Annotated in this window: 22 protein-coding genes and 1 tRNA gene; 10 read left to right on the plus strand and 13 right to left on the minus strand. The window is 72.1% G+C overall.

The features are described from left to right. Nucleotides 1–11 precede the first annotated feature (11 nt). From IE255_RS13755 to iolC, 5 genes are read right to left on the minus strand one after another with little or no spacing between them, the layout of a single operon-like run. Entirely contained in the window at nt 12–1,514 is a 1,503-nt protein-coding gene (locus tag IE255_RS13755) for a CoA-acylating methylmalonate-semialdehyde dehydrogenase (RefSeq protein ID WP_190050510.1), read from the minus strand. A 39-nt stretch (nt 1,515–1,553) separates the two neighbouring features. After that, nucleotides 1,554–3,428, minus strand: a complete 1,875-nt coding sequence (gene iolD, locus IE255_RS13760) for a 3D-(3,5/4)-trihydroxycyclohexane-1,2-dione acylhydrolase (decyclizing) (protein ID WP_190050511.1) — start codon at nt 3,426–3,428, stop codon at nt 1,554–1,556. Beyond that, a complete protein-coding gene (iolB, locus tag IE255_RS13765; RefSeq protein WP_190050512.1) occupies nt 3,425–4,318 on the minus strand; it encodes a 5-deoxy-glucuronate isomerase in 894 nt (297 codons plus the stop codon). The genes iolD and iolB overlap by 4 nt, the downstream gene beginning before the upstream one ends. Nucleotides 4,319–4,332: 14 nt before the next feature. After that, nucleotides 4,333–5,211, minus strand: coding sequence for a Cgl0159 family (beta/alpha)8-fold protein (locus IE255_RS13770; protein ID WP_190050513.1), 879 nt, complete (start codon nt 5,209–5,211; stop codon nt 4,333–4,335). A gap of 13 nt (nt 5,212–5,224) precedes the next feature. Beyond that, nucleotides 5,225–6,202 carry a 5-dehydro-2-deoxygluconokinase gene (gene iolC / locus IE255_RS13775; protein ID WP_190050514.1) on the minus strand — a complete coding sequence of 326 codons (978 nt, stop codon included), beginning with the start codon at nt 6,200–6,202 and terminating at the stop codon, nt 5,225–5,227. A 322-nt stretch (nt 6,203–6,524) separates the two neighbouring features. Here iolC and IE255_RS13780 point away from each other — a divergent pair, with 322 nt between their 5' ends. Genes IE255_RS13780 through IE255_RS13800 form a run of 5 tightly spaced genes read left to right on the plus strand, consistent with a single transcriptional unit; the run spans nt 6,525 to nt 11,479 of the window. Further along, a complete protein-coding gene (locus tag IE255_RS13780) occupies nt 6,525–7,544 on the plus strand; it encodes a sugar ABC transporter substrate-binding protein (protein ID WP_190050515.1) in 1,020 nt (339 codons plus the stop codon). Continuing rightward, nucleotides 7,544–8,620: an ABC transporter permease gene (locus IE255_RS13785; protein ID WP_190050516.1), complete on the plus strand. Its 1,077-nt coding sequence runs from the start codon at nt 7,544–7,546 to the stop codon at nt 8,618–8,620. Before IE255_RS13780 ends, IE255_RS13785 begins: the two co-directional genes overlap by 1 nt. Nucleotides 8,621–8,625: 5 nt before the next feature. After that, nucleotides 8,626–9,537, plus strand: coding sequence for an ATP-binding cassette domain-containing protein (locus tag IE255_RS13790; RefSeq protein WP_190050517.1), 912 nt, complete (start codon nt 8,626–8,628; stop codon nt 9,535–9,537). Nucleotide 9,538: 1 nt separating this feature from the next. Next, the gene (locus IE255_RS13795; protein ID WP_190050518.1) at nt 9,539–10,441 is read left to right on the plus strand and encodes a sugar phosphate isomerase/epimerase family protein; all 903 of its coding nucleotides are present in this window, start codon (nt 9,539–9,541) and stop codon (nt 10,439–10,441) included. Nucleotides 10,442–10,459: 18 nt separating this feature from the next. Next, nucleotides 10,460–11,479 carry a Gfo/Idh/MocA family protein gene (locus IE255_RS13800; RefSeq protein ID WP_190050519.1) on the plus strand — a complete coding sequence of 340 codons (1,020 nt, stop codon included), beginning with the start codon at nt 10,460–10,462 and terminating at the stop codon, nt 11,477–11,479. A gap of 42 nt (nt 11,480–11,521) precedes the next feature. Here IE255_RS13800 and IE255_RS13805 read toward each other — a convergent pair whose 3' ends face one another. The 4 genes from IE255_RS13805 to IE255_RS13820 all read right to left on the minus strand — a co-directional run bounded on the left by IE255_RS13805 (nt 11,522) and on the right by IE255_RS13820 (nt 15,601). Next, nucleotides 11,522–12,538, minus strand: a complete 1,017-nt coding sequence (locus IE255_RS13805; RefSeq protein ID WP_190050520.1) for a Gfo/Idh/MocA family protein — start codon at nt 12,536–12,538, stop codon at nt 11,522–11,524. Continuing rightward, nucleotides 12,535–13,539 (minus strand): Gfo/Idh/MocA family protein, encoded by a 1,005-nt coding sequence (locus IE255_RS13810; RefSeq protein ID WP_190050521.1) that lies wholly within the window; start codon nt 13,537–13,539, stop codon nt 12,535–12,537. Before IE255_RS13810 ends, IE255_RS13805 begins: the two co-directional genes overlap by 4 nt. Before the next feature lie 119 nt (nt 13,540–13,658). Then, the gene (locus tag IE255_RS13815; RefSeq protein WP_190050522.1) at nt 13,659–14,435 is read right to left on the minus strand and encodes an SDR family oxidoreductase; all 777 of its coding nucleotides are present in this window, start codon (nt 14,433–14,435) and stop codon (nt 13,659–13,661) included. A gap of 8 nt (nt 14,436–14,443) precedes the next feature. Then, nucleotides 14,444–15,601 (minus strand): phytanoyl-CoA dioxygenase family protein, encoded by a 1,158-nt coding sequence (locus IE255_RS13820; RefSeq protein WP_190050523.1) that lies wholly within the window; start codon nt 15,599–15,601, stop codon nt 14,444–14,446. A 108-nt stretch (nt 15,602–15,709) separates the two neighbouring features. On the opposite strand from IE255_RS13820, the gene IE255_RS13825 reads away from it, so the two are divergent. Continuing rightward, on the plus strand, nt 15,710–16,744 hold the full coding sequence (locus IE255_RS13825; RefSeq protein WP_190050524.1) for a LacI family DNA-binding transcriptional regulator: 1,035 nt from the start codon (nt 15,710–15,712) through the stop codon (nt 16,742–16,744). A 23-nt stretch (nt 16,745–16,767) separates the two neighbouring features. Here the strand turns inward: IE255_RS13825 and IE255_RS13830 are convergent, their stop codons facing one another. Together IE255_RS13830 and IE255_RS13835 are read right to left on the minus strand one after the other, a co-directional pair. Further along, nucleotides 16,768–17,415 carry a hypothetical protein gene (locus tag IE255_RS13830; RefSeq protein ID WP_190050525.1) on the minus strand — a complete coding sequence of 216 codons (648 nt, stop codon included), beginning with the start codon at nt 17,413–17,415 and terminating at the stop codon, nt 16,768–16,770. Nucleotides 17,416–17,552: 137 nt separating this feature from the next. Next, a complete protein-coding gene (locus tag IE255_RS13835; RefSeq protein WP_190050526.1) occupies nt 17,553–18,704 on the minus strand; it encodes a Gfo/Idh/MocA family protein in 1,152 nt (383 codons plus the stop codon). A 111-nt stretch (nt 18,705–18,815) separates the two neighbouring features. Between IE255_RS13835 and IE255_RS13840 the strand changes: the two genes are divergently transcribed. From IE255_RS13840 to IE255_RS13850, 3 genes are all read left to right on the plus strand, one after another. After that, nucleotides 18,816–19,829 (plus strand): LacI family DNA-binding transcriptional regulator, encoded by a 1,014-nt coding sequence (locus IE255_RS13840; RefSeq protein WP_190050527.1) that lies wholly within the window; start codon nt 18,816–18,818, stop codon nt 19,827–19,829. A gap of 146 nt (nt 19,830–19,975) precedes the next feature. After that, nucleotides 19,976–20,275, plus strand: a complete 300-nt coding sequence (locus IE255_RS13845) for a hypothetical protein (RefSeq protein WP_190050528.1) — start codon at nt 19,976–19,978, stop codon at nt 20,273–20,275. 44 nt (nt 20,276–20,319) lie between these two features. Beyond that, nucleotides 20,320–20,393 (plus strand) — tRNA-Pro (locus IE255_RS13850). Nucleotides 20,394–20,711: 318 nt separating this feature from the next. Here the strand turns inward: IE255_RS13850 and IE255_RS13855 are convergent. Beyond that, nucleotides 20,712–22,082, minus strand: a complete 1,371-nt coding sequence (locus tag IE255_RS13855) for an HEXXH motif domain-containing protein (RefSeq protein WP_190050529.1) — start codon at nt 22,080–22,082, stop codon at nt 20,712–20,714. Then, nucleotides 22,079–23,311, minus strand: a complete 1,233-nt coding sequence (locus tag IE255_RS13860) for an FxsB family cyclophane-forming radical SAM/SPASM peptide maturase (RefSeq protein ID WP_190050530.1) — start codon at nt 23,309–23,311, stop codon at nt 22,079–22,081. The genes IE255_RS13855 and IE255_RS13860 overlap by 4 nt, the downstream gene beginning before the upstream one ends. A 226-nt stretch (nt 23,312–23,537) precedes the next feature. On the opposite strand from IE255_RS13860, the gene fxsA reads away from it, so the two are divergent. Further along, nucleotides 23,538–23,732, plus strand: a complete 195-nt coding sequence (fxsA, locus tag IE255_RS13865; RefSeq protein WP_031112905.1) for an FxSxx-COOH cyclophane-containing RiPP peptide — start codon at nt 23,538–23,540, stop codon at nt 23,730–23,732. Nucleotides 23,733–23,805: the final 73 nt, after the last annotated feature.

A 23,805-nucleotide genomic window follows, 5' to 3' on the forward strand; every position in this document is an offset into this window, starting at 1 on the left:
CCTTCCGGGCGTCAGGAGTTGCTCGGGAAACCGAGGTTGATGCCGCCGTCGGACGGGTCCGGCCAGCGGGTGGTGATGACCTTGCCCTGGGTGTAGAAGGCGATGCCGTCGTTGCCGTAGATGTGCAGGTCGCCGAAGAGGGAGTCCTTCCAGCCGCCGAAGGAGTGGTAGCCGACGGGGACCGGGATCGGGACGTTGACGCCGACCATGCCCGCCTTGACCTCCAGCTGGAACCGGCGGGCGGCGCCGCCGTCCCGGGTGAAGATCGCGGTGCCGTTGCCCCAGCGGGAGGCGTTGATCAGCTGGACGGCGTCGTCGTACGTGTCCGCGCGGACCACGCACAGGACCGGGCCGAAGATCTCGTCCCGGTACGCGTCCGCCGTCAGCGGCACCCGGTCCAGCAGCGAGACGCCCAGGAAGAAGCCGTCTGCGCAGTCGGGGTGTCCCTCGACCGAGAAGCCCGTGCCGTCGACGACGACCTCGGCGCCCTGCTCGGCCGCCGACGCCACGTACGACGCCACCTTGTCGCGGTGCTCGCGGGTGATCAGCGGGCCCATCTCGGACGCCGGGTCGGTGCCCGGGCCGATCCTCAGGTTCTTCGCGCGCTCGGCGATCTTGCCGACCAGCTCGTCACCGGTGTCGCCGACCGCGACCACGACCGACACGGCCATGCAGCGCTCGCCCGCCGAGCCGTACGCGGCGTTGATCGCCTGGTCGGCGGCGAGGTCCAGGTCGGCGTCGGGGAGCACCAGCATGTGGTTCTTGGCGCCGCCCAGGGCCTGCACGCGCTTGCCGTGCTCGACGGCCTTCAGCTGGATGTACTTGGCGATCGGGGTGGAGCCGACGAAGGAGACCGCCTCGATGTCCGGGTGCTCCAGGATGCGGTCCACGGCCGTCTTGTCGCCCTGCACGATGTTCAGCACGCCGTCCGGCAGGCCCGCCTCGGCGGCCAGTTCGGCCAGGCGGAAGGAGGCCGACGGGTCCTTCTCCGACGGCTTCAGCACGAACGTGTTGCCGCAGGCGATGGCCAGCGGGAACATCCACATCGGCACCATCGCCGGGAAGTTGAACGGCGTGATGCCCGCGACCACGCCCAGCGGCTGGCGGATCGAGGCGACGTCGACCCGGGAGGACACCTGGGTGGACAGCTCGCCCTTCAGCTGGACCGAGATGCCGCAGGCCAGCTCCACGATCTCCATGCCGCGTGCGACCTCGCCGAGCGCGTCGGAGTGCACCTTGCCGTGCTCCGCGGTGATCAGCTCGGCGATCTCGTCGCGGTGGGCGTCCAGCAGCTCGCGGTACTTGAACAGGATCGCCGTGCGCTTGGCCAGAGAGGACTGCCCCCAGCTCTCGAAGGCGGCCTTGGCGGAGGCGACCGCCGCGTCCACCTCGTCGACGGTGGCGAACACGACCTGCTTCTCCTGGGCGCCGGTGGCCGGGTTGTAGACGGGGCCGAACCGGCCGGAGGTGGACTCGACGGGCTTGCCGTCGATCCAGTGCGTGATGGTCTTCATGGTGCGCAAGGGCCTTTCGTGGAACCAGGGGTAGGGAGGTCAGAGGTGGCGGCGGCGTCCGGCCACCTGGCGGTCGTAGCGCTCACGCGCCTCGACGGCGGCCTCACGGGCGGCGGTCTCGGCCACCGGCACGTCCCACCAGGCCTCGGCCGGGGGAGCGGTCGGGGCCGGGTCGGTCTCGACGTACACGCACGTCGGACGGTCGGAGGCGCGGGCCGCGGCCAGGGCCTCGCGCAGCTCGCGCACGGTCTTGGCGCGCAGGACGTCCATGCCGAGGCTCGCCGCGTTGGCCGCGAGGTCCACGGGCAGCGGCGCGCCGGTGAAGGTGCCGTCGGCCGCCCGGAAGCGGTAGGCGGTGCCGAAGCGCTCGCCGCCGGTCTCCTCCGACAGGCCGCCGATGGAGGCGTAGCCGTGGTTCTGGATCAGGACGATGTTGAGCGGCAGGCCCTCCTGGACGGCCGTGACGATCTCCGTCGGCATCATCAGGTAGGTGCCGTCGCCGACCAGCGCCCACACCGGTGTGCCCGGGGCGGCCTGCTGGACGCCGATGCCGGCCGGGATCTCGTAGCCCATGCAGGAGTAGCCGTACTCCAGGTGGTACTGGCGCGGGCTGCGCGAGCGCCACAGCTTGTGCAGGTCGCCGGGGAGCGAACCGGCCGCGTTGATCACCACGTCCTCGTCGCCGACGGCCGCGTCCAGCGCGCCGAGCACCTGCGTCTGGGTGGGGACCGCGTTCTCGTCGCCGGCGCGGTAGGCCGTCTCGACGACCTCGTCCCAGCGCTCCTTGCCGGCGCGGTACTCGGCCTCGTACGCCTCGCTCACCCGGTGCCCGGCCAGCCCCTCGGCCAGCTTCTCCAGGCCGGTCCGCGCGTCGCACACCAGCGTGCGCGCCGCCAGCTTGTGGGCGTCGAAGCCGGTGATGTTGAGGTTGAGGAAGCGCACGTCCGGGTTCTGGAAGAGCGTGCCGGAGGCCGTGGTGAAGTCCGTGTAGCGGGTTCCGACGCCGATCACGAGGTCGGCGGTGCGGGCGAGGTCGTCGCTGACGGCCGTGCCGGTGTGGCCGATGCCGCCGAGGTCGGCGGGGTGGTCGTGGCGCAGCGACCCCTTGCCCGCCTGGGTGGAGGCGACCGGGATGCCGGTGGCGTCCACGAACGCCTTCAGCGCCTGTTCGGCCTCGCTGTGGTGGACGCCGCCGCCCGCGACGATCAGCGGCCGCTCGGCCGACCGGACGGCCTCGACGGCGGCGGTCAGCTCCACCGGGTCCGGCGCGGGACGCCGTACGGTCCAGACGCGCTCGGCGAAGAACTCCTCCGGCCAGTCGTACGCCTCCGCCTGCACGTCCTGGGGGAGGGCCAGCGTGACCGCGCCGGTCTCGGCCGGGTCGGCGAGCACGCGCATCGCCTGGAGCGCCGAGGGGATCAGAGCCTCGGGGCGGGTGATCCGGTCGAAGTACCTGGACACCGGGCGCAGCGTGTCGTTGACCGACACGTCGGCCTCGACCGGGTGCTCCAGCTGCTGGAGCAGCGGGTCGGCGGAGTGCGTGGCGAAGTAGTCGCCGGGCAGGAGCAGCACCGGCAGGCGGTTGATCGTCGCCAGGGCGGCACCGGTGACCAGGTTGGTGGCGCCCGGGCCGATCGAGGTCGTCACTGCCTGCGCGGACAGGCGGTTCAGCTGCCGGGCGTAACCGACGGCGGCGTGCACCATGGACTGCTCGTTGCGGCCCTGGTGGAAGGGCATGACGTCCTCGCCCGCCTCCAGGAGGGCCTGGCCGACCCCGGCAACGTTGCCATGGCCGAAGATGCCCCAGGTCCCGGCGATCAGCCGGCGGCGCACGCCGTCCCGCTCGGTGTACTGGGCGGACAGGAACCGCACCAGGGCCTGGGCGGTCGTCAGTCGGCGGGTGCGGGCGCTCATCGGGAAGTCTCCGGGGCGGTGTAGAGGGGGAGCCGGGGGTCGACCGGCTGGTCCGGCCAGGTGTCGCGGACCCAGGCGTGGTCGGGGTGGTCGCAGATCAGCCAGGCGCGCTCGGCCTCCAGGCCCGCCATGACGTTCAGGTAGTACATGTGGTGGCCGGGCGTGGCCATCGACGGCCCGTGCCAGCCGTCCGGGATCAGGACGACATCGCCGTCGCGGACCTCCGCGAGCACGTCGGTGTCGCGGCCCGGGCCGGACGGGGAGACGCGCTGGTAGCCGAGGCCCGGGATGCCGTCGTGCCCGGCGAACTCGAAGTAGTAGATCTCCTCCAGCACGGACTCCTCGCCCGGCCGGTGCTCGTCGTGCTTGTGCGGCGGGAACGACGACCAGTTGCCGCCCGGCGTGATCACCTCGACCGCGATCAGCCTGTCGCACTCGAAGACCCCGGCCGCGCCGAAGTTGTTGACCTGCCGGGAGCAGTTCCCGGTGCCGCGCAGCTCCACGGGCACCTCGAAGGCCGGGCCGTAGCGGGCGGGCAGGCGGCGGGTGCAGCGCGCGCCGGTCAGCGCGAACCGCCCGCCGGCCGCGGAGGTCACGGTCGCCCGGGCGTCGCGCGGCACGTACGCGAAGTCGCTCACCGCGCTGAACACGTCGGGGCGGCCGTGCAGGTCGAAGGTGTCCTGGCCGAAGTCGTCGGCGCACGCGACCGTGCAGGCACCGCTCAGCGGGACGACGATCCATTCGCTGTCGCCGGTGTCGAAGGTGTGGGAACCGCCCGGCGGCAGCTCCAGCACCCGCAGGCTGGAATGGCCCCAGCCGGCCTTCTCGGGCGTGACGTCGACGACGTAGGGGCCGCCGAGCGCCTTGCCGGCGGGAAGGTGGTACGTCATGGCATCCTCCGGGATCACAACAGGCCGACGGCCGTGTCCACCGCTTCTTCCACGCTGCCCCCGGCCGGGTAGAGCAGCGACCGTCCGACGACCATGCCCTGGACGGTGGGCAGGCGCAGGGCCTTGCGCCAGCGTTCGTACGCGCCCTCCTGGTCGTCGCCGACCTCCCCGCCGAGCAGGACCACGGGCAGCGTGGAGGTCTCCAGGACCTCGGCCATGTCGTCCGGGTCGTCGGTGACGGGCAGCTTCAGCCAGGTGTAGGCGGAGGTGCCGCCCAGGCCCGAGGCGATCGCGATCGACTTGGTGACGGCCTCGGCGGACAGGTCGTTGCGGACCCGGCCGTCGACCCGCCGGGAGAGGAACGGCTCGACGAACAGGGGGAGCCGGTGGGCCGCCATGGCGTCGATCGCCCGCGCGGTGGACTCCAGGGTGGTCAGCGAGCCCGGGTCGTCGTAGTCGATGCGGACCAGGAGCTTGCCGGCGTCGAAGCGGAGCCGGGCGATGTCCTCGGCGCGGTGGCCGGTGAAGCGGTCGTCCATCTCGAAGGCGGCGCCGGCGAGGCCCCCGCGGTTCATCGAGCCCATCACGACCTTGTTCTCCAGCACGCCGAGCAGGAGCAGGTCCTCCAGGATGTCGGCGGTGGCGAGCACCCCGTCGACGCCGGGCCGGGACAGCGCGGTGCACAGCCGTTCCAGCAGGTCCGCGCGGTGGGCCATGGCCAGGCGCCGGTCGCCGACCCCGAGGGCGCCGCGCGCCGGGTGGTCGGCGGCCACGATCATCAGCCGGCCGCTGTCGCCGATCAGCGGGCGGCGCGCCCGGCGGGCCGCCGCCTCGGCGACGGCCTCGGGGTGCCGGGCTCGGACCGTGGTGAGGTCGGGGATGCCGATGTTCAAGGAAGGCTCCGTTTCAGTGGCTCGTGCTCGGCGACGGCGCCCCGGCCAGGAGGTCCTCGACCTCGGACCCGGTGGGCATCGCGGAGGAGCAGGCGAGGCGGGAGGCGACGAGGGCGCCGGCGGCGTTGGCGTGCCGCATGGTCCGCTCCAGGTCCCAGCCGGCGAGCAGGCCGTGGCAGAGCGAGCCGCCGAAGGCGTCGCCCGCACCCAGGCCGTTGACCACCTCGACCGGCACCGGCGGCACCTCGGCCCGGGTGCCGTCCCGGTGCACGGCCAGGACGCCCTTGGGGCCCTGCTTCACGACGGCCAGCTCCACGCCCGCCGCCAGCAGCGCGTCCGCGCAGGCCTGCGGCTCGCGCACGCCGGTGGCGATCTCGCACTCGTCGAGGTTGCCGACCGCGACCGTGACGTGGCGCAGCGCCTCGCGGTAGTACGGGCGGGCCTCCTCGGGGTCGGACCAGAACATCGGCCGCCAGTCGAGGTCGAAGACGGTGATGCCCGACTTGTCGCGGGCCTTGAGGGCGGCGAGCGTGGCGGAGCGGCTCGGCTCCTCGCTCAGGCCGGTGCCGGTGATCCAGAAGATCCGGGCGCCGCGGATCGCGAAGTAGTCCAGCTCGTCGGTGTGGATCTCCAGGTCGGGGGCCTTGGGGCGGCGGTAGAAGTACAGCGGGAAGTCGTCCGGCGGGAAGATCTCGCAGAACGTGACCGGCGTCGGGTACGCCTCGACCGGGGTGACCCAGCGGTCGTCGACGCCGAAGCCCTTCAGCTCCTCGTGCAGATACGCGCCGAAGGGGTCGTCGCCGGTCCGGGTGATGACCGCCGTACGGCGTCCGAGGCGGGCCGCGGCGACCGCCACATTGGCCGCCGAACCTCCCAGGAACTTCCCGAAGCTCTCCACCCGGGCCAGCGGGACGCCGGTCTGGAGGGGATAGAGATCGACCCCGATGCGGCCCATCGTGATCACATCGAAATGCTGGGCTGGCTCGGCCATGCGCTACCTCCTCGGGAAGCTGGGGATGCGGGGCCCGGGGCGCCCTGACACGGTGGGGGCGTGGATCCACAGGACCTGCCGCCCCCCAGGTGTAGGTCCCGCGGGGCAGCGCTGTCAATAGTTTGTACTTACATTCGGACCTGCTTGTGAAATGATGTCTTAACAAAGTATTGACAGCGGGCGCGGCAAGGACTTGGATCCCGTGGCATCGCAACAGTCTGTTTGCGGCATCATGATCCGGACTCCGTAAGGCTCCGGGACCACGGATCCCTCGTGATCCCCTACCTTTCCCCAGCAGCAGCACAGTGAGGTGCCAGGAAAGATGGACCGCTCTTCTCACCCCCGCTCCCGCAGGTTCGCGCCCGTCATCGCCTTGACCGCGGCGGCGGCCCTGACTCTCGCCGGCTGTTCCAGCAGTTCCGGGGGCAAGAAGTCCGAGGAAGGCGCCGCGAACGCCTCCGCCGGCAAGGCGACCACGCCGCGCATGACCGTCGCCCTGGTCACCCACCAGGCGCCCGGCGACACCTTCTGGGACACCGTCCGCAAGGGCGCCGAGGCCGCAGCCGCCAAGGACAACATCAAGCTCGTCTACTCCGCCGACCCGAACGCGGGCAACCAGGCGAACCTCGTGCAGAACGCGATCGACCAGAAGGTCGACGGCATCGCGGTCACGCTCGCCAAGCCGGACGCCCTCAAGGGCGTCATCGGCAAGGCCGAGAAGGCCGGCATACCCGTCGTCGGCCTCAACTCCGGCCTGAGCGAGTGGAAGCAGCTCAACCTGCTGGAGTTCTTCGGCCAGGACGAGTCCGTCGCGGGTGAGGCCTTCGGCAAGAAGCTGAACGAGGTCGGCGCCAAGAACGTCCTCTGCGTCATGCAGGAGCAGGGCAACGTCGGCCTGACCCAGCGCTGCGACGGCGTGGCGAAGACCTTCGAGGGCAAGGTCGACCCGCAGAACGTCAACGGCACCGACATGCCGGCCGTGAAGTCGACGATCACCGCCAAGCTGAAGCAGGACCCGTCCATCGACTACGTCGTCACCCTGGGCGCCCCCTTCGCGCTGACCGCGGTGCAGTCCGTCGCCGACGCCGGCAGCAAGGCGAAGGTCGCCACCTTCGACCTCAACAAGGACCTCATCAAGGCCATCAAGGCCGGCGACATCCAGTTCGCGGTCGACCAGCAGCCCTACCTCCAGGGCTACCTGGCCGTCGACGGCCTGTGGCTCTACAAGAACAACGGCAACTACAGCGGCGGCGGCGAGCAGCCCGTGCTGACCGGCCCGGCCTTTGTCGACAAGTCCAACGTCGACCGGATCGGGGAGTTCGCCGCGAAGGGCACCCGGTGATGAGCATGACCCAACAGGCTGCGCCGGCGGTGGACACACCGCCGGCCCCCGGCCAGAAGCAGTCCGACGGCCGGACCCGGCAGCGCCCGCTGGCGCTGCGGCTGCTCGCCCGGCCCGAGGTCGGCGTCTTCCTCGGCGCCGTCGCCGTCCTGGTGTTCTTCCTGTTCGCCGCGCCGCCGGTGCGCGACGGCAGCTCGATGGCGAACATCCTGTACCAGTCGTCGACCATCGGGATCATGGCGCTGCCGGTGGCCCTGCTGATGATCGGCGGCGAGTTCGACCTGTCCGCCGGTGTCGCCGTGATCACCTCGGCGCTGACCGCGTCCATGCTCAGCTACCAGCTGACGCTGAACGTCTGGGTGGGCGTGATCGTCGCCCTGATCGTGTCCCTCGCGATCGGCGCCTTCAACGGCTGGTTGCTGGTCAAGACCGGACTGCCGAGCTTCCTCGTCACCCTCGGCACGTTCCTGATCCTCCAGGGCGTGAACCTCGCGATCACCAAGCTGGTCACCGGCAACGTCGCCACCGACGACATCAGCGACATGGACGGCTTCGCCCAGGCGCAGAAGCTCTTCGCCTCGACGTTCGAGGTCGGCGGGGTCAACGTCAAGATCACCGTGGTGTGGTGGCTGGCCTTCGCGGCTCTGGCGACCTGGGTGCTGCTGCGCACCAAGTACGGCAACTGGATCTTCGCCGTCGGCGGCAACAAGCACTCCGCGCGGGCCGTCGGTGTGCCCGTGACCTTCACCAAGATCTCGCTGTTCATGCTGGTCGGCTTCGGCGCCTGGTTCGTCGGCATGCACCAGCTGTTCTCCTTCAACACCGTGCAGTCCGGCGAGGGCGTGGGCCAGGAGCTCATCTACATCGCCGCGGCCGTCATCGGCGGCTGCCTGCTGACCGGTGGGTACGGCTCCGCGATCGGCCCGGTCTTCGGCGCCTTCATGTTCGGCATGGTGCAGCAGGGCATCGTCTACGCCGGCTGGAACCCGGACTGGTTCAAGGCCTTCCTCGGCGTGATGCTCCTCGGCGCCGTCCTCATCAATCTGTGGGTCCAGCGCACGGCGACCCGGAGGTGACCGCGATGACCAGCAATACAACCGGCACCCACGGTGCCGTCCTCAAGGACACCCCGCCCGCCGGGGACCGCCCCCTCGTCGAACTCCGCGGCGCCGGCAAGTCCTACGGCAACATCCGCGCCCTGCACGGCGTCGACCTGACCGTCCACCCGGGCAAGGTGACCTGCGTCCTCGGCGACAACGGCGCCGGCAAGTCCACCCTCATCAAGATCATCTCGGGGCTGCACCAGCACACCGAGGGCGAGTTCCTCGTCGACGGCGAGCCGGTGCGCTTCGCCACCCCGCGCGAGGCGCTCGACAAGGGCATCGCCACCGTCTACCAGGACCTCGCGGTCGTCCCGCTGATGCCGGTGTGGCGCAACTTCTTCCTCGGCTCCGAGATGACCAAGGGCCCCTGGCCCTTCCGCCGTCTCGACATCGAGCAGATGAAGAAGACAGCCGATCACGAACTGCGTGAGATGGGCATCGTCCTCGACGACCTGGAGCAGCCCATCGGCACGCTCTCCGGCGGCCAGCGCCAGTGCGTCGCCATCGCCCGCGCCGTCTACTTCGGCGCCCGGGTGCTGATCCTGGACGAGCCCACCGCCGCGCTCGGCGTCAAGCAGTCCGGCGTGGTGCTGAAGTACATCGCCGCCGCCCGCGAGAAGGGCCTCGGCGTCATCTTCATCACCCACAACCCCCACCACGCCTACATGGTCGGCGACCACTTCAGCGTGCTGCGCCTGGGCACCATGGAACTGTCCGCCTCCCGCAGCGACGTCTCCCTCGAAGAGCTGACCAACCACATGGCCGGCGGTGCCGAACTGGCCTCCCTCAAGCACGAGTTGGCGCAGGTACGCGGCGTCGACGTCGAAGAGCTCCCCGAGGAGGGGGACCTCACCGCTCCCGTAGCAACGTCCTCGGAAGGAAAGTCCTGACATGGCCCTCGCGCTCGACCGCATCCGGGTCGGCTCCGCCCCCGACTCCTGGGGCGTCTGGTTCCCCGACGACCCCCAGCAGGTGCCCTGGGAACGCTTCCTCGACGAGGTCGCCGAGGCCGGTTACTCCTGGATAGAACTCGGCCCCTACGGCTACCTGCCCACCGACCCGGCGCGCCTCACCGACGAGGTGACCAAGCGCAACCTCAAGGTCTCCGCCGGCACGATCTTCTGCGGACTGCACCGCGGCCCCTCAGAGTGGGACTCCACCTGGGAGCAGGTCAGCCGGGTCGCCGCCCTCACCCAGGCCATGAACGCCAAGCACCTCGTGGTCATCCCCTCCTTCTGGCGGGACGACAAGACCGCCGAGATCCTGGAGCCCCCGGAGCTCAGCACCGAGCAGTGGCGCAACCTCACCACGGGCATGGAGCGCCTCGGCCGCGAGGTCAAGGACCGGTACGGCCTGGACATCGTCGTGCACCCGCACGCGGACACCCACATCGACACCGAGGAGCACGTCGAGCGGTTCCTCGACTCGACCGACTCCGACCACGTCAACCTCTGCCTGGACACCGGGCACTACGCCTACTGCGGCGGCGACAGCGTCAAGCTGATCGAGACGTACGGCGAGCGCATCGGCTATCTGCACCTCAAGCAGGTCGACCCGGAGATCCTCGCCGACGTCGTCAAGAACGAGATCCCGTTCGGCCCGGCCGTCGCGCGCGGTGTGATGTGCGAACCGCCCGCCGGCGTCCCGGAGTTGGGCCCCGTCCTCGCGGCCGCCCAGAAGCTCGGCGTGGACCTCTTCGCCATCGTCGAGCAGGACATGTACCCCTGCGAGCCGGACAAGCCGCTGCCGATCGCGGTGCGCACCCGCAAGTTCCTGAGGTCCTGCGGCGCCTGACGACCCGAAAGGACGGCCATGACGCAGCGCGCCCCTCTCGGAGTCGCGGTCATCGGTACCGGAAGGATGGGCGCCGACCATGTGCGCCGCATCCATGAAACCATCAGCGGAGCACGGGTGGTCGCCGTCGTGGATGTCGACGCGGAGCGGGCGAAGGCCGTCGCCGCCCGCGTCGACGGCTGCACCCCGTACACCGACCCGGCGGCCGCGATGGCGGCGGCCGACGTCGACGCCGTCCTGATCGCCTCCCCGGGCCCGGCCCACGAGGCCACGCTGCTCGCGGCCTTCGAGCGCGACCTGCCCGTCCTGTGCGAGAAGCCGCTCACCCCCGACGCGGCCTCCGCCCTGCGCGTCCTCGAAGCCGAACTGCGCCTCGGCCACCGCCGGGTCCAGGTCGGCTTCATGCGCCGCTACGACCCCGAGTACGCGAAGCTGAAGGCCCTGCTCACCACCGGCCAGCTCGGCCGCCCGCTGATGGTGCACAACCGCCACCGCAACGTGGCCAGCCCGCCCTTCTTCACCAGCTCCATGCTCATCAGCGACTCCGTCGCCCACGAGGCCGACGCGACCCGCTGGCTGCTGGGCCACGAGATCACGGCCGTCACGGTGCTGCGCCCGACCCCGTCCGCCAACGCCCCCGACGGCCTGCGCGACCCGCAGTTCGTCGTCTTCGAGACCGACGGCGGCGCCCTCTCCGACGTGGAGATCTTCGTCAACTGCGGATTCGGCTACCAGGTCCAGGCCGAGGTCGTCTGCGAACGCGGCACCGCCCGCATCGGCGACGGCCACGCCCTGGTCACCCATATGGCCGGCCGCTGGGGCGGCACCATCGCCCAGGACTTCACCGAGCGCTTCGAGACGGCCTACGACCAGGAGATCCAGGCCTGGGTCGACGCCACCCGCCGCGGCGAGGTCACCGGCCCGAGCGTCTGGGACGGCTACGCCGCGGCGGCGGTCTGCGAGGCGGGCGTCCGGGCCCTGGAGGACGGCGGCCGGGTGGAGATCGAACTGGTGGAGAAACCGGCGCTGTACGCGTGAGAAGGGCCCGGGGGACACCCCGGGCCCTCTCCCTCGCGTGCGTCAGACCCTGGTGCGGGGCCGGACCTCGAACCCGGCCTCGCGGTAGCACGCGTCGATCAGCTCCATCGTCGTCACCGCGTCGTCCGCGTCCAGCGGAACCGGCGCGCCGTCCCGCACCCGGGCGGCGAACGCCTCCAGCTGGTACGTGTACGACGAGCGCGTGCCCAGCCGCTCCGTGCGCTCGCCCTCCGGGGTGCGGACCACGATCCGGTCGTCCATCTGGGGCAGCACGAAGTTCGGGGCGGTTGCCTCGCCCCGGGAGCCGACGATCCGGATGCTCATGTCCAGCCCGTCGTACGCCATGTGGCAGCGGGCCGAGCCCGTCGCGCCGCCGGGGAACTCCAGGGCGGCGTCCAGCCACTCGTCGACCCCGGGCGCGCCCGCGCGCTCCCCGCCCCGGGCTCCGGCCAGGCGTGGCGCCCCGCCCGCCCAGGGGGCGAGCACGCGCAGCGCGTGCAGGCTGTAGCAGCCCAGGTCCATCAGGGCGCCGCCGGCCAACGGCAGCGACCAGCGCGGGTCGGTGTCCGGCGGCGCGGCGATGGCGACCATCGCCTCGGCGTGCCGCAGTTCGCCCAGCTCTCCCGAGGCCAGCAGCTCGTGCAGGCGGCGGGTGACCGGGTGGAAAAGGTAGTGGAAGGCCTCCATGAAGACCGTCCCCGCCTTCTCGGCGGCCTGCCGTACCTCCGCCGCCTCCTGGGCGTTGCTCGCGGACGGCTTCTCCGACAGCACGTGCTTGCCGGCCGCGAGGGCGGCCAGGTTCCACGGGCCGTGCAGGCCGTTGGCGAGCGGGTTGTAGACGACGTCGATCTCCGGATCGGCCACCAGCTCGGCGTACGAGCCCGCCACCCGCTCGACACCGTGCTCGGCGGCGAACGCCTCCGCCCGGGCACGGTCGCGGGCGGCCACCGCGACGAGGCGGTGGCCGGTCGCCCGGGCCGGGTCGACCAGGGAGCGTTCGGTGATCCGCGCGGCTCCCAGCACACCTATGCGCAGGGGTTCCCGGCCCTTCTCGCTCATGCCTGCCGTACCTCCTCGATGGTCACGGGGCGGTGCTCGTGCAGCGACAGGGTGCACGCGTCGGCGATCCAGCCCGCCTCCAGGGCGTCCTCGATCGTGCAGGGGGAGGGGCGGGTGCCGGCGACGACCTCGGTGAACGCGGTGAGTTCGGCGCGGTAGGCCTCGGTGAAGCGGTCCATGAAGAAGTCGTGCGGGGTGCCCGCCGGGAAGGTCACGCCCGGCTCGACCGAGCGCAGCGGCAGCTTGTCCTCCAGGCCGACGGCGATGGAGTCCTGGAAGCCGTGGATCTCCATGCGCACGTCGTGACCCCGGGCGTTGTGGCGGGAGTTGGAGACCACCGCGATGGTGCCGTCGTCCAGGGTGAGGATCGCGCCGGTGGTGTCGGCGTCGCCGGCCTCCTTGATGTACTCGGCGCCGCGGTTGCCGCCCACGGCGTACACCTCGGTCACCTCGCGCCCGGTCACCCAGCGGATGATGTCGAAGTCGTGCACCGAGCAGTCGCGGAAGATGCCGCCCGAGGCGGCGATGTACGCGGCCGGCGGCGGCGCCGGGTCCAGCGTGGTCGACCGGACGGTGTGCAGCTTGCCGAGCTCGCCGCTCTGCACGGCGGCACGGGCGGCGACGAACCCGGCGTCGAAGCGGCGGTTGTACCCGATCTGGATCGGCACGTCCCTGCCGCGGACCGTCTTGAGCACCTCGACGCCCTCGGCCATGGTCCTGGCCACGGGCTTCTCGCAGAAGACCGGAACACCGGCCTCGACACCGGCCAGGATCAGCGCGGGGTGGGCGTCCGTCGCGGCCGCGACGACGATCCCGTCCACACCGGCGGCCAGCAGGGCCTCCGGCGAGTCCACGACCTCGGCCCCGAACCGCTCGGCGGCGGCCTTGGCGGCGTCCGCGAACGGGTCGGTGACGACGAGCGACTCGACGGCGTCGAGCCCGGACAGGGTCTCGGCATGAAAAGCACCGATACGGCCGAGCCCGAGAATTCCGATACGCATAGATATTGCTCCTAGATGTAAACGGGGGGTGGTGCATCGCCCTTCTTCAGGGGCGCGGGGAACTGCGCGACCAGCCACAACGCCGCCGCACACGACCAACGACAAAGCGCGGCAAATCCTTAGTCGAGACCGCCCAACACGTTCTGATCCCAATCAATAACCGACCCGGTGACCACCCCGGACCGATCCGACAGCAGAAAGACCACAAAGTCGGCGATCTCATCCGGCTGCCCCAACTTGCCCATGGGCAACTTCGCCGCAGCCTCCTCACGCCAGCCGTCCCCGGCCCCGTGGAACGCCTTCTGCGTCGCGTCCTCCCCCTCCGTCGCCGTCCACCCGATGTTCAGCCCGTTGATCCGCACCCGGTCCCACCGATGCGCATGCGCGGCGTTACGAGTCAGGCCGACCAGGCCCGCCTTCGCGGCGACGTACGGCGCCAGAAAGGGCTGCCCCCCGTGCGCCGACGACGTGATGATGTTGACGACCGTGCCGGGCGCCTCGCGCGCGACCATGTCCGCGACAGCGGCCTGCATCGCGAAGAACGGCGCCTTGAGGTTGATCGCGATGTGCTGGTCGAACAACTCGGGCGTGGTGTCCAGCAGCGTGCCCCGGGACGTCAGCCCCGCGGAGTTCACCAGGCAGTCGACCCGGCCGTAGGTCTCCACGACCCGGGCCACGGAGGCCTTCGCCTGCTCCGCGTCCGACAGGTCGGCCCGTACGAACAGGGCCTTGCCGCCCGCCGCCGTCAGCTCCGCCACCAGCGCCTCGCCGGGCTCGGCGCGCCGCCCGGTGACGGCCACGACCGCCCCCTCGCGGACCGCCGCCCGCGCGATCGCGGCACCGACCCCCTGGCTGCCGCCGTTGACCAGGACGACCTTGTCGTCGAGAAGTCCCATCGATGTCCTCAGCTCTCTCGCCGTTCGGTACCGGCCCGCAGCTCCGCCCGGAGCGCCTCCGGCGCCCACTCCTCGCGCAGCGCCCGCCGTACGAGATCCGCCTGCGAGGGCGGGGCCAGGCCGTCGACCGGTGGGTCGCTGTCGAGGTTGGTGGGGAAGGGGTAGCCCTCGGCGCTCGCCGCGATCACGCGGTCCAGCCACGCCTGGTCGGCGCCCTCGGCCTGGCGCTTGAGCAGCACCGGGTAGACGGCATTGGCGACGGCCTCCCGGTCCACCGTCTCCATCGCCCGCCCGAACGCGGACGACACTTGGAGCAGGTTGGCCATGCGCCGGATGTCCGCCGAGCGGTTGGTGCCGGCGGCGTGGAAGAGGGCCGGGTTGAAGAAGACCGCGTCGCCCTTGGCGAGCGGCAGCTGCACCTGGTGCGCCTCGAAGTACGCCCGGAACTCCGGGAGCCGCCAGGCGAGATAGCCCGGCTCGAACTTCTGCGAGTGCGGCAGGTACATCGTCGGCCCGGACTCCACGGGCATGTCGCAGTGCGCGACCGCGCCCTGGAGGGTCAGCACGGGGGAGAGGCGGTGCACGTGCGCCGGGTAGGCGGCGGCCGTCTCGTTCGACAGGAAGCCCAGGTGGTAGTCGCGGTGCGCGGTCTGGGCGGCACCGCCCGGGTTGACCACGTTGAGCTGGGAGGTGACCTGGTAGCCGGGGCCCAGCCAGGCCGTGGAGACCAGCGCGAGCACCTCGTTGGCGTAGTAGTCGGCGAACACCTCCGCGTCGTACAGGGCCGTCTTCTCCAGCGCGTTCCACACCCGGTCGTTGGCGCCCGGCGCGGCGAAGTGGTCACCGGCCGTCGCGCCCGAGGCGCGCTGCTCGGCGATCAGGGCCTCGAACACGGCGGTGGCCCGGTCCACGACGTCCGGGTCGGGAAAGGCGCCGCGGAAGACGACGATGCCGGGCCCGTCGGCGAGAGCCCGCACCAGCTCGGCCTGGACCAGGCGGTCGCCTTCGAGCAGGCCGGCGTCGTAGACCGGCACGTTCCGCTCGACGGCGGAGGCGTGCGGATAGTCGGCGGGGTCCGTCGCCTGCTCGACCAGCGCGCGGAACGCGTCGAGGTCGCAGTCGTGCTCGGACAGCCAGGCACGGTGGGATACGGAAGTGAAGGACATCGTCGTCCCTTCGGGGATCACGAGCGACGCAGCCCTGTCATTCTTGTCAGTACAAACCCCTCGAACAACCAGCAGCGAGCCATCAAAAACCCCTCAAGGAGCCGGCGCATGGGCCATCCCTTCCCGATCCGGGAGATCGCACGTCAGGCGGGCCTGAGCGAGGCGACCGTCGACCGCGTCCTGAACGGCAGGGGAGGCGTGCGCGAGAGCACCGCACGGGAGGTCCATCAGGCCATCGCCGACCTGGACCGGCAGCGCACCCAGGTCCGGCTCGTGGGCCGGACGTTCATGGTCGACATCGTGATGCAGGCGCCGGAGCGCTTCACGACCGCGATCCGGGCCGCCCTGGAGGCCGAGCTGCCGGCCCTGCACCCGGCGGTGCTGCGCTCCCGCTTCCACTTCCGCGAGACCGGCCCGGTCGGGGAGCTGGTGCGGACCCTGGACCGGATCGCCCGGCGCGGCTCGCAGGGCGTGATCCTCAAGGCCCCGGACGTCCCCGAGGTCACCGCCGCCGTCGGCCGTCTCGAAGCCGCCGGCATCCCGGTCGTGACCCTGGTGACCGACCTGCCCGCCAGCGCCCGCCTGGCCTACGTCGGCATCGACGACCGGGCGGCGGGGGCGACGGCCGCGTACCTGATGGGCCAGTGGCTCGGCGACCGCCCGGGCAACATCCTGACCAGCCTCAGCAGCGGCTTCTTCCGCAACGAGGAGGAGCGCGAGATGGGCTTCCGGGGCGTCATGCGCGCCCGGCACCCGGAGCGCACGCTGGTCGAGATCGCCGAGGGGCAGGGCCTGGACGCCACCCAGTACGACCTGGTCCGGGCCGCGCTGGAACGCGACCCGGACATCCGCGCGGTGTACTCGATCGGCGGCGGCAACATCGCCACGCTGCAGGCCTTCGACGACCTCGGCCGCGAGTGCGCGGTGTTCGTCGCGCACGACCTCGACCACGACAACACCCGGCTGCTGCGCGAGCACCGCCTGTCCGCCGTGCTCCACCACGACCTCCGCCAGGACGTGCGCGAGGCCTGCCACACCGTGATGCGCGCCCATGGCGCCCTGCCGCCGGCGGGGCCGATCCTGCCCTCGGCGATCCAGGTGGTGACGCCGTACAACATGCCGCCGCAGGCGACGGCCGGGTGACCGTCGCCCGCGCGGACAGGTGCTCAGCGGGACAGGGCCGGGCGCCCGGCGCTCCGGTACGCCGAGACGCCGAAGGCCAGCAGCCAGTAGCTGAGGAGGGCGCCCATCGAGGCCGTCGTGCCCCAGCCGTTCGCGGCGTAGAAGTCGGCGGGGTCGTTGCCGAAGAACAGCGACGGCACGAACGCCAGGTTGACCGCCGCCAGGACGTACGCCGACCGGCCGGTCCAGCGCGGCAGCAGCCGCGTGCGGGTGACGACGTAGCCGAGCGCGGTCAGGAAGAGCGCCAGCATCAGCCGGGAGATCGACCCGTAGAGGATGTACGTACCGCTGACCTCGATGGTCGGATCGATCACGCGGTCGCTGGCGATGACCTCGCCGGCCTCCAGGCCGCTGGAGACCAGGACGATCGTCGCGTACACCAGCCCGGTGGCGAAGGCCAGGAAGCCGGCCCAGTCGTACGCGGGGCTGACCCGCCTGACCAGTTCGCGGAACGCCGTCACGAACACCACCAGGGACGTGAGCGCGACGATCTGGAACAGCAGCCTGGCCAGGACGTTGGAGTCCGGCGGCGGGCCCGAGTAGACGAAGTAGAGCGGCACTCCGATGATCAGGGCGGCCGCGGCGGTGAGGCCCGCCAGGCCGGTCAGACGCCGGAAGAAGGCTTCGGACATGGGAGTCCCCCGAGAGGTCGGTGAGGCTGGGTCCGGCGGATTCGCCGGTACCGAGAAGCCTGCCGCCTGCGGGGCTCGCCGTCCCTGGGCCTGGGGGCCGGATCCGTGGTGGTCCTGAGGACACCTCCGGGCGGTGCCTACACGGTCACCCAGGCACCGCTGCGCACCGACCGGCTCATCGCGTCCAGGGCGGCGGCGCTGTGCACGGCGTCCGTGAGGGTCGCTCCGTGCGGGGTGCCCTCGGCGACGGAGCGCAGGAAGCGGTACGCCTCGATGACCTTCAGGTCGTCGTACCCCATGGCGTTCGCCGCGCCCGGCTGGAACGCGGCGAACTCGCCGTGGCCCGGGCCGACGTACACCGTGCTGACGGACTGGTCCTGGTAGGTCGTACCGCGGCTGATCCCCAGCTCGTTCATGCGGCGGAAGTCCCAGAACACGGCTCCCTTCGTGCCGTGCACCTCGAAGCCGTAGTTGTTCTGCTCGCCGACCGAGACCCGGCAGGCCTCCAGGACACCGCGCGCCCCGGAGGCGAAGCGCAGCAGGCAGCTGACGTAGTCCTCGTTCTCGACCGGGCCGAGTTCACCGCCCGAGGCGCGGCTGTGGCCCGCCGTCGCGCCGGTGGGACGGGCCCGCTCCGGGAGGAAGATCGCCGCGTCGGCCGTGAGGGACGCGATGTCACCGAGCAGGAACCGGGCCAGATCCGCGCCGTGCGACGCCAGATCGCCGAGTACTCCGCTGCCCCCGCGCTCCCGCTCGTACCGCCAGGTCAGCGCGCCCTCGGGATGGGCCGCGTAGTCGCTGAAGAGCCGGATCCGGACATGCGTGACCGTGCCGATCTCCCCGGAGGCGATCAGCTCGCGGGCCGCCTCGACGGCCGGCGCGTTGCGGTAGTTGAAGCCGACGGTGCCCTGCACGCCTGCCTCGGCCACCGCGTCCGCCACGGCGCGGGCGTCCTCGGCGGTCAGTCCCACCGGCTTCTCGATCCAGATGTGCTTGCCCGCCTCGGCCATGGCGACGCCGATCTCGCGGTGCAGGAAGTTCGGCGCGGTGATGCTGACCGCCTTCACCCGCGGGTCGGCGGCCACCTCGCGCCAGTCACGGGTGGTGGAGGCGAACCCGAACTGCGCGGCGGCTTCTTCCGCCCGGCCCGGCACCTCCTCGGCGACCGTCACCAGTTCCGGAACGAGGGGCAGCCGCGGATAGTGGTGCCGCACGCGCGCGTAGGCCTGGGTGTGCACCCGCCCCATCCAGCCGAATCCGACGACGGCGACGCCGAGCGTGTCCACCATGAGAGCCCCTCTTTGGACCGTTCCAGAACCTGTCCAGGCCACCCTGGGACGTGCTTTCCGCTGGTGTCAACCCTTTGACAAGCCGGAGCCCTCCGTGGAACGGTCCATCCCATGAGACCGCCGACCATCCGAGACGTCGCCGAACGGGCCGGCGTCTCCAAGTCGCTGGTCTCCCTGGTGCTGCGCGGCTCCGACCAGGTGCGCCCCGAGAAGCGGGACGCCGTGCTGCGGGCCGCCCGGGAACTCGGCTACCGGCCCAACGCCGCCGCGCGCAGCCTCAGCGAGCAGCGCACACGCACCGTCGGCGTCCTCCTGAACGACCTGCGCAACCCCTGGTTCGTCGACCTCCTCGACGGCCTGAACTCCCTCCTGCACGCGGGCGGCCTGCACATGCTGCTCGCCGACGCCCGCCTCAACCGCCGCACCGGCCAGGACCCGGCCGACCCGCTGCTGGACCTGCGCGTCGACGGCCTGGTCGTCGTCGGCACCCTGCCCGACCCGGCGGCCCTCGGCGCGGTCGCCGAGCGGATACCGGTCGTCCTGGCCGGTGCCCGCGAGCCGGTGCCGCCCGGCGTGGACCAGGTCGCGGGCGACGACGAGCAGGGCGCCCGGCTGGTCACCGAGCACCTCATCGGCCTCGGCCACCGCCGCATCGCGCACCTGGCCGGCTACGGAGCCGTCGGCGACCTGCGCCGCCGCAGCTTCGAGGCGACGATGCGGACGCACGGCCTCGCGGACCGGGCCGTCGTCGAGACCGGCGACATGACCGAGGAGGGCGGCTACCGCGCGACGGTCCGCCTCCTGAGCCGCCCCGACCGCCCCACCGCCGTCTTCGCCGTCAACGACATCACCTGCGTCGGCGCCCTGTCGGCGGCGGAGGAACTCGGTCTGCGCGTCCCGCACGACGTGTCCGTCGTCGGCTACGACAACACGAGCGTCTCCCGGCTGCGCCATCTGTGGCTCACCACCGTCGACAATGCCGGCCACGAGGTCGGCCGCCGCGCCGCCCGCTTCCTCCTCGACCGCTTCGAGCGGCCCGGGGGCGAGGGGCGGCTCCATCTGGCCGCGCCGACGCTGGAGATCCGGGGGACGACGGGGCCGCCACCCGACACCGCCGCCGGCTGAGTTGGGCCGCCCGATGTCCGTCTCGCTCCGTCTCAACCCCTATGCCCTGGTCGGGAGTTCCCGCCGACTCGCGTATTGTTTGCGGCATATGCCCAGGCGTTGAGATGTCCGGGTGTACGAGCGCGCAGGTGAAGGGGGAGCAGCAGGTGGACGAGACGCACCGACCCACCCGGCGAGCCGGACTGACCGGAGGTGCCGTCACGGCGCTCCTGGCCGTCGCGGCCTGCGCCGGACACGCGACCAAGGCGGAACTCCCCTGGTGGGCCGTCCTCGCCGTCGCCGTCTCGACGGTGAGCCTCGCCGGCTGGACCGGGGCGCAGATCGGCCGCCGGCGCGGACCCCGGGACGAATTCCCGGAGCCCGGCGAGCCGGTGCCCGGCCCGTACCCGCTGCGCACCCCCCGCCCCCAGGGCAGCGAAACCGAGTCCCCTCTCCCTATGCGGTAGGGTTGACCTGCGCGATCACGCGGTTTCACCCGCGCGAGGCGCATCGGGACGTGGCGCAGCTTGGTAGCGCACTTGACTGGGGGTCAAGGGGTCGCAGGTTCAAATCCTGTCGTCCCGACGGTGAGCCTGGGAAGTCTTCCCAGGTCAGGGCCTTGTCTCACTTCGGTGGGACGGGGCCCTCGGTCATTTCGGGGACGTACCTCTCACGGCTCAGCAAGTCGGACGGCGGGGCGCACTATGGCCAACGTCTCGTCAGCCAAGCAGCGGCAGTCACGGACCCGGCGATGGCGACGATGACGAGCGCCGGTGCGAATATGTCGATTATGAGTGACATGCAGGGCACGCTAGCCCCGCTTGGAGTCACTGGCCCAGACCCCGTGCACACCTTCCGGATGCGCGGCCGACCGAATGCGCCCCTGCTCTTCCTCGCGGTCCGTCAGATCAGCAGTGCCTCCGGCACGCCGTTCCTGCGCACCCACTCCGCCCGGTGCTCGGCCGCCAGGGCCAGGCCCCGGCGGCGGGCGTCGGCGGGTACCGGGAGGCGGCACAGGCCGTCGAGCGTGGTCAGCATCGTCTCCGCGAAGCGCTGCCCGAGGGGCGTGAGGCGGCCGGAGGACAGCAGGACCTCCGTGGCCTCCCGGGCGCCCGTGCGCCAGCGGACGAACTGGGCCTGGGCCCGGGCGAGTTCCTCCGGATCCTGTTCGACGGCTCGGCGGCGGTTCCAGAACTCCGCCACCCCCAGGTGCGCGTACGCCCCGTGGAACAGGCCGAGCAGGGGCCGGGGGTCGGGGCGCCACGGCGCGTAGTAGCGCTCCTCGCCGCCGGGCTCGAAGAGGTCGAACAGGTGCAGGACGGCGGCGAACTTGCTGTGCTGCAACTCGTGGGCGAGGGAGAGGGCGAGGCCCCGCCCGGTGCGCGGCGGGGACAGCGCCATGGAGCCGAACGCCTCCGCGCTGCTGCCGCTGAAGCTGCCCGTGCGGCCCAGCGGCACCAACGTGCGCGGCCCGGCTGCGAGTTCGGCGTAGGTCTCCGGGTGGTCGGCGCGGAGCAGCCCGCAGGCCTCCTCGACCATGATCTCCCACCAGCGCAGTTCGTCCGCTGTCAGCCCCAGCGGCCGTTCCGGCACGCCCGGGAAGCGCAGCGGGTCCACGTCGTCCAGGAGCAGGGGCGCACCCGTGTCCAGCAGCGTGAGGCAGTGCGCCGCCTGCCACCGTCCCGCCGAGCCGGTGCGGGAGTCCGGCACCGCGACCGGGCCGGGCACCGAACGCCGTCCCGTCACCCCGATCAGGGCCTCCCCGGCGGCGTCGACCGACACCTCGGCCACATCGCCCGGGCGCGCACCGGGGAAGCGGGCTCCGCCGAGCGAGGGCAGGAAGACCCGGTCCGTCGTCAGGGGCCACCGCACCCGTACGGACACGCCCGCGCGGACCGCGGCGGCCGCGGCCAGGGCGCTGAACCAGTGGACCGGTACCTCACCCGCCGGTCCGGTCCCGGGACCGCCCTCGGCGACGCGGTCCAGGCGGGCCAGCAGGCCGAACAGCGCGGTGCCCGTCGACGGATGCGTGAGAACCGCCGACACCGCCCGGGGATCGGCCCGGTGGGCGGCCGCGAGCAGCTCCCAGGCCTGCCCGGCCGCGTCGGCCACGCCACCGCCGATGTCACGCGCCGCCTCCGTGACCGCGTGGGCGCAGGCCAGGCGGCGGCTGTACTCGGCGCGGGCGAGCAGGTCCAGGGCCTCGGCCCCGCCCCCGCCCGTCGCGAGCGCGGTGAAGAGCCTGCCGGGCATACGGAGCGGCACGGGCCTCATGCCGCTTCCGCCGGGGCGCTGCGCAGCCGGTCCAGGTCGCCGGCCAGCCGCTCCCTGACCCGCGTGATCAGAGCGGCCAGATCGGCGCAGTACACACTGGGGTTGGCGAACCCGGTGGCCGGCCGGTAGCGGTTGGCGTAGTGGCCGCCCCCGCACACCCGCCGCAGCCGGCAGGCGCGGCACTGCGCGGACAGGCCGTCGACGCCCCACTGGCGGGCCGCGACGCCCGGGTGGCGCAGCAGCGCGTCGAACGAGTCGTCCCGTACGTGCAGCCCGGTCCTCGGGCCGCCGGGGTAGGCGGTGCGCAGCGTGTCGTCCTGCGCGAGCGAACCGTCCGTCTCCACCACGGCGTACCGCACCGGCGCCAGGCCCAGCGCCTCCGTCTCCGGGGAGCCGCCGAGCAGCAGCGTCATCAGGTCCTCGAGCAGCCGCACCCGGGTCTCCCGCCGCCGCGCGCCGTACCACCGCTCGAACACCCGCCACAGCCAGTCCGCGTACGGCGTGCCCGGCAGGCCGGGGCGCAGTCCCGGCGGGGGAGTGTGCCAGTTGCCCTGCGGCAGCAGGAAGTCCACCGCGGGCGGGCGGTACGTCAGCAGGTGCTCGTAGCAGCGCACCGGGTCGTTGCGCAGGTCGATCGTGCACAACAGGCCCGCGAACAGCTCACGGTGGGGTCCCTCGGCCAGCCGGTGCACGGCGGCGGCGACCCGGGCGTGGCTGCCGCGTCCGTCGGCGCCGCGGCGGTGCCGGTCGTGGGCCGCGCGGTCGCCGTCCAGGCTGACCGAGACGCGGATGCCGTGCGCGGCGCACAGGTCGAGCCAGCGCTCGGTCAGCCGTACGCCGTTGGTCTGGAGCGTCAGATGCAGCCGTACACCGGGGCCGGCCGCGGCGCGCAGGACCGAGGCGGCGCGGCCGAGCGCGGTCTCGCCGGCGAGCAGGGGCTCGCCTCCGTGCAGGACCACCCCGGCCTCGCGGATCCCGTGCGCCGCCAGGTGCTCGGCGATGCGCTCGGCCGTGCGGTCGAGCGTGTCCGGCGGCATGGTGCGGGGCTGCTCGCGCCAACTCCGGTCGTGCGAGCGGTACATGTAGCAGTACTGGCAGGCGAGGTCGCAGCGGCTGTGCACCTTCAGCACGAAGGAGTGGAACGGCGCGGGCACCCAGCCGGCCGCCTCCCTCGCCACGACGTCGGCTGCGACCGGCCACGGCGGCTCCGCATGGCGCAGTCGATTCATACGTACCCCCCGGTTCGCATGCCGACCGGCCCGGTGCCCGCCCGGCCGGCCCACGCCATTTGGCTCAGTATTCGGCGGCGGTGACAGACCGTCAACATCGAGAATCCGTCGTCCCGGGGGGCCGCCGCCCGAAAGTAGCCGGTTTCGTGGGCCGCCCCGTGGGGACGTCAACACTGGGCACGCGCGCCGACGCCGCCGTTCCATGCGAAACCGCGGAGGATGGGCCATGGCAGAGCTCGAGGAAGCGGGTACCGGGCAGGGCGAGGCCACCCTGGAGTCCGTCGTGCTGGACCTCACCGACGTACCGCTGGACGACCTCGCCGCGCTGCCGCCCTCCGTGCTCGGGGAGACCCTGCGCCGGCTGCGGACGGGGCGCACCGCGGGCGACCCCTTCGTCACCGGGTTCAGCGAGAGCCAGTGACCGGCCGCGCGCGCCGACGCCGCCGTTCCGTGCGAAACCGGCTGATCAGGGGCAACCCGCCCTATACTGACCG

Origin of the sequence: Streptomyces lomondensis, assembly GCF_014651035.1 — a bacterium.
Lineage (GTDB): Bacteria > Actinomycetota > Actinomycetes > Streptomycetales > Streptomycetaceae > Streptomyces > Streptomyces lomondensis.